General features: G+C 71.3%; 2 protein-coding genes, 1 tRNA gene, 1 pseudogene and 1 riboswitch. Of the genes and pseudogenes, 3 read left to right on the plus strand and 1 reads right to left on the minus strand.

Annotated elements, in window-relative coordinates:
• Positions 1–9 precede the first annotated feature (9 nt).
• The 3 genes from GTW40_RS31340 (at position 10) to GTW40_RS31350 (ending at position 2,604) form a co-directional block, all read left to right on the plus strand.
• Positions 10–83, plus strand: a tRNA-Met gene (locus GTW40_RS31340).
• A 298-nt stretch (positions 84–381) separates the two neighbouring features.
• A riboswitch (cyclic di-AMP (ydaO/yuaA leader) is annotated at positions 382–547 on the plus strand.
• A 9-nt stretch (positions 548–556) separates the two neighbouring features.
• Complete coding sequence (locus GTW40_RS31345) at positions 557–1,570, plus strand: M23 family metallopeptidase (protein ID WP_161183518.1); 1,014 nt, start codon at positions 557–559, stop codon at positions 1,568–1,570.
• Between the two features lie 80 nt (positions 1,571–1,650).
• A complete protein-coding gene (locus GTW40_RS31350) occupies positions 1,651–2,604 on the plus strand; it encodes an aldo/keto reductase (protein WP_161183519.1) in 954 nt (317 codons plus the stop codon).
• A 40-nt stretch (positions 2,605–2,644) separates the two neighbouring features.
• Here the strand turns inward: GTW40_RS31350 and GTW40_RS31355 are convergent.
• Positions 2,645–2,933: pseudogene (locus GTW40_RS31355) on the minus strand (PrsW family intramembrane metalloprotease); the annotation flags it as partial.

Below are 2,933 nucleotides of genomic sequence, written 5' to 3' on the forward strand. Positions count from 1 at the left end.
ACACAACGACGCGGGGTGGAGCAGCTCGGTAGCTCGCTGGGCTCATAACCCAGAGGTCGCAGGTTCAAATCCTGTCCCCGCTACTGAAGACTCAGGGCCGGAATCCAGTTCATCGGATTCCGGCCCTGAGTGTTTTTTCTGTCCCCTCACCATTACGCACCGTGAGGTAAAGGTTTCCCTCCGCAGCGATTCTGAGTCATCATCAAAAACGCGCTCGCTGCTGATCGCCGGTCAACTCGCCCTCCTTTCGCCCGGCTTGGCGGTTAAGTCCGCTCCGAAGAAGCTTAAAGATCAAGCTGGCCCGGCTTGGAATCCGATGGCCGGGTCTATTAACGTTCGATAACGCAGCGCGGTCGTCCCAGCCGTCACCCGAGATGGCTCCGTGCGCACGCGCCGAATCCCGCGAGGGAACCGGGGAACCACCACCAAGGGGTGCATCACGCGGACATCTGTCGTGAACCGTATGGATCACGGCCGGTATACGCGCGTAGGAGACCTTCTGCTCCGAACCCGTCAGCTAACCCGGTAGGCGGCGGAAGGAAAGGAGCCCGCCCCCGTGGCGTCCGACCCCCACACCCCCTTCGCGCCGACCCCGGGTGAGAACCACACCTTCGGCTACGGTGCTCCGCGCTCCGACGGCCCCTGGGAGGAGTGGAACCCCACCGAGGAGTCCGTCCCCGCCCCGCGCAACGGCCGGCACCGCGTCGCCAAGCAGCGCGGCGGCGGTCTCGCCCGCAGCTCCACCGTGCTCGGTGTCGGTGTCATCGCCGCCGTCGGCGCGGGCGGCATGGCCAGCGCCAACACCGGCAAGCCGCCGGTGTCCATCGCGCTGCCCGACCTGCCCGGCGTCGACTCGCTTCTGGACCAGGGCGCCGAGACCCCCGCGCCCTCGCTCGCCGCCGTCGGCACCGCCTCCGCGCAGAGCGAGGAGTCCGCCGACGCGGGCGAGGCCCTGCGCAGCCGGATCATCGCCCAGGCCGAGCAGCAGCAGAGCCGGGCCGATATCCGCGCCACCGCGGCCGCCGTCGCCGCGGCCGACCAGCAGACCGCCGACGCCGCCGCCCAGGCCGCGAAGGAGGCCGCCGCCAAGGCCGCCGCCTCCAAGGAGAAGGCGGAGGCCGACGCGAAGAAGAAGGCCGAGTCGGCCCGGCTGGCCGCGCTGGCCAAGCAGTACACGCTGCCGACCTCGTCGTACACGATCACCGGCACCTTCGGGCAGCCCGGCGCGATGTGGTCCTCCGGCTACCACACCGGTCTCGACTTCGCCGCGCCCACCGGCACGCTCATCAAGGCCATCCACGGCGGCACCGTCACCCAGGCGGGCTGGGCCGGGGCCTACGGCTACCGCACCGTCCTCACCCTCGACGACGGCACCGAGCTGTGGTTCTGCCACCAGTCCTCGATCGGCGTCACGGTCGGCCAGAAGGTCGCCACCGGCGACGTCATCGGCCGCGTCGGCGCCACCGGCAACGTCACAGGACCCCACCTCCACCTGGAGGTCCACCCCGGCGGACAGGCCACCGGCATCGACCCGACGACGTGGCTGCGCGGCAAGGGGCTCAACCCCTGAGACGGGTGTAATCCCTGATACGGGTGTAATCCCTGGGGCAGTTGGAATGGACGGGCCCCGAGTGATCGTTGAGTAGAGACATGACTGCCTCTCTTCCTCTGCGCAAGCTCGGTTCCTCCAGCCTCGAGGTCTTCCCGCTCGCCCTCGGCGGCAACGTCTTCGGCTGGACCGCCGACGAGAAGACCTCCTTCGCCGTCCTCGACGCCTACGCGGCGGCGGGCGGCAACTTCGTGGACACCGCCGACTCCTACTCGGCCTGGGTCGAGGGCAACTCCGGCGGCGAGTCGGAGACGATCATCGGCAAGTGGATCGCCTCCCGGGGCAACCGCGACCAGGTGGTCGTCGCCACCAAGGTCAGCCAGCACCCGGAGTTCAAGGGCCTGTCCGCCGCGAACATCAAGGCGGCCGCCGACGCCTCCCTGCGCCGCCTCGGCACCGACCACATCGACCTCTACTACACCCACTTCGACCAGCCCGAGGTCCCCGTCGAGGAGATCATCGGCGCCCTGGACGAGCTGGTGAGGGCGGGCAAGGTCCGGCACATCGCCGCCTCCAACATCGGCGCCGACCGGCTGCGGGAGTCCCTGGAGTTCTCCGACCGCGAGGGCCTGGCCCGCTACGTCGCCCTCCAGCCCCACTACAACCTGGTCTCCCGCGACACCTACGAGGGCCCGCTGCAGGACCTCGCCGCCCGGGAGGGCCTGGGCGCGGTGCCGTACTTCGCCCTCGCCTCCGGCTTCCTGACCGGCAAGTACCGGCCCGGCACCGAGGTGGACAGCCCCCGCGCCGAGGGCGCCGCCAAGCACCTGGCGTCCGAGCGCGGCCAGCGGGTGCTCACGGTGCTGGACGAGGTGGCCGCCGCCCACGACGTGCCCGTCGCCACGGTGGCCCTCGCCTGGCTCGCCGCCCAGCCGACCGTCGTCGCCCCCATCGCCTCGGCCCGCACGCTCGACCAGCTCCCGGCCCTGCTCGGCCTGGCCGACCTGCGTCTGACCCAGGACGAACTGGACCGGCTGACCGACGCCTCCGCCTGATCCGGCTGATCCGGCGGGACGGCCCCCGGGGAGACACCCCCTAGGACCGGTAGGGGTTGTAGCCGGAGTACGGCACCGACGGGTAGCCGTAGCCCCCGCTCCCGTGGCTCCCGTACCCGTAGCCCGCGTACGGCACCGAGGGGTGGCCGTACGCGGGCCACTGCGGCCGGGGCACGGGCGCGGTGCCCCGGGCCGCGTACTCCAGTGCGGGGCGGGCGACTTCGCGGCGCCGCCACAGCGCGGCCAGCAGTTCGTGCTCGCGGGTCAGGAAGTCCGCCCCGGCCCTGCCCCGGCGCGCCCGGCGCCGCAGGAACGCGAGCGAGGTGGCG

Origin of the sequence: Streptomyces sp. SID4985 (genome assembly GCF_009863025.1) — a bacterium.
Taxonomy (GTDB): domain Bacteria; phylum Actinomycetota; class Actinomycetes; order Streptomycetales; family Streptomycetaceae; genus Streptomyces.

Coding starts and splice junctions, on each gene's coding strand:
- GTW40_RS31350 (WP_161183519.1), top strand. CDS start 1,651: ATGACTGCCTCTCTTCCTCTGCGCAAGCTCGGTTCCTCCAGCCTCGAG.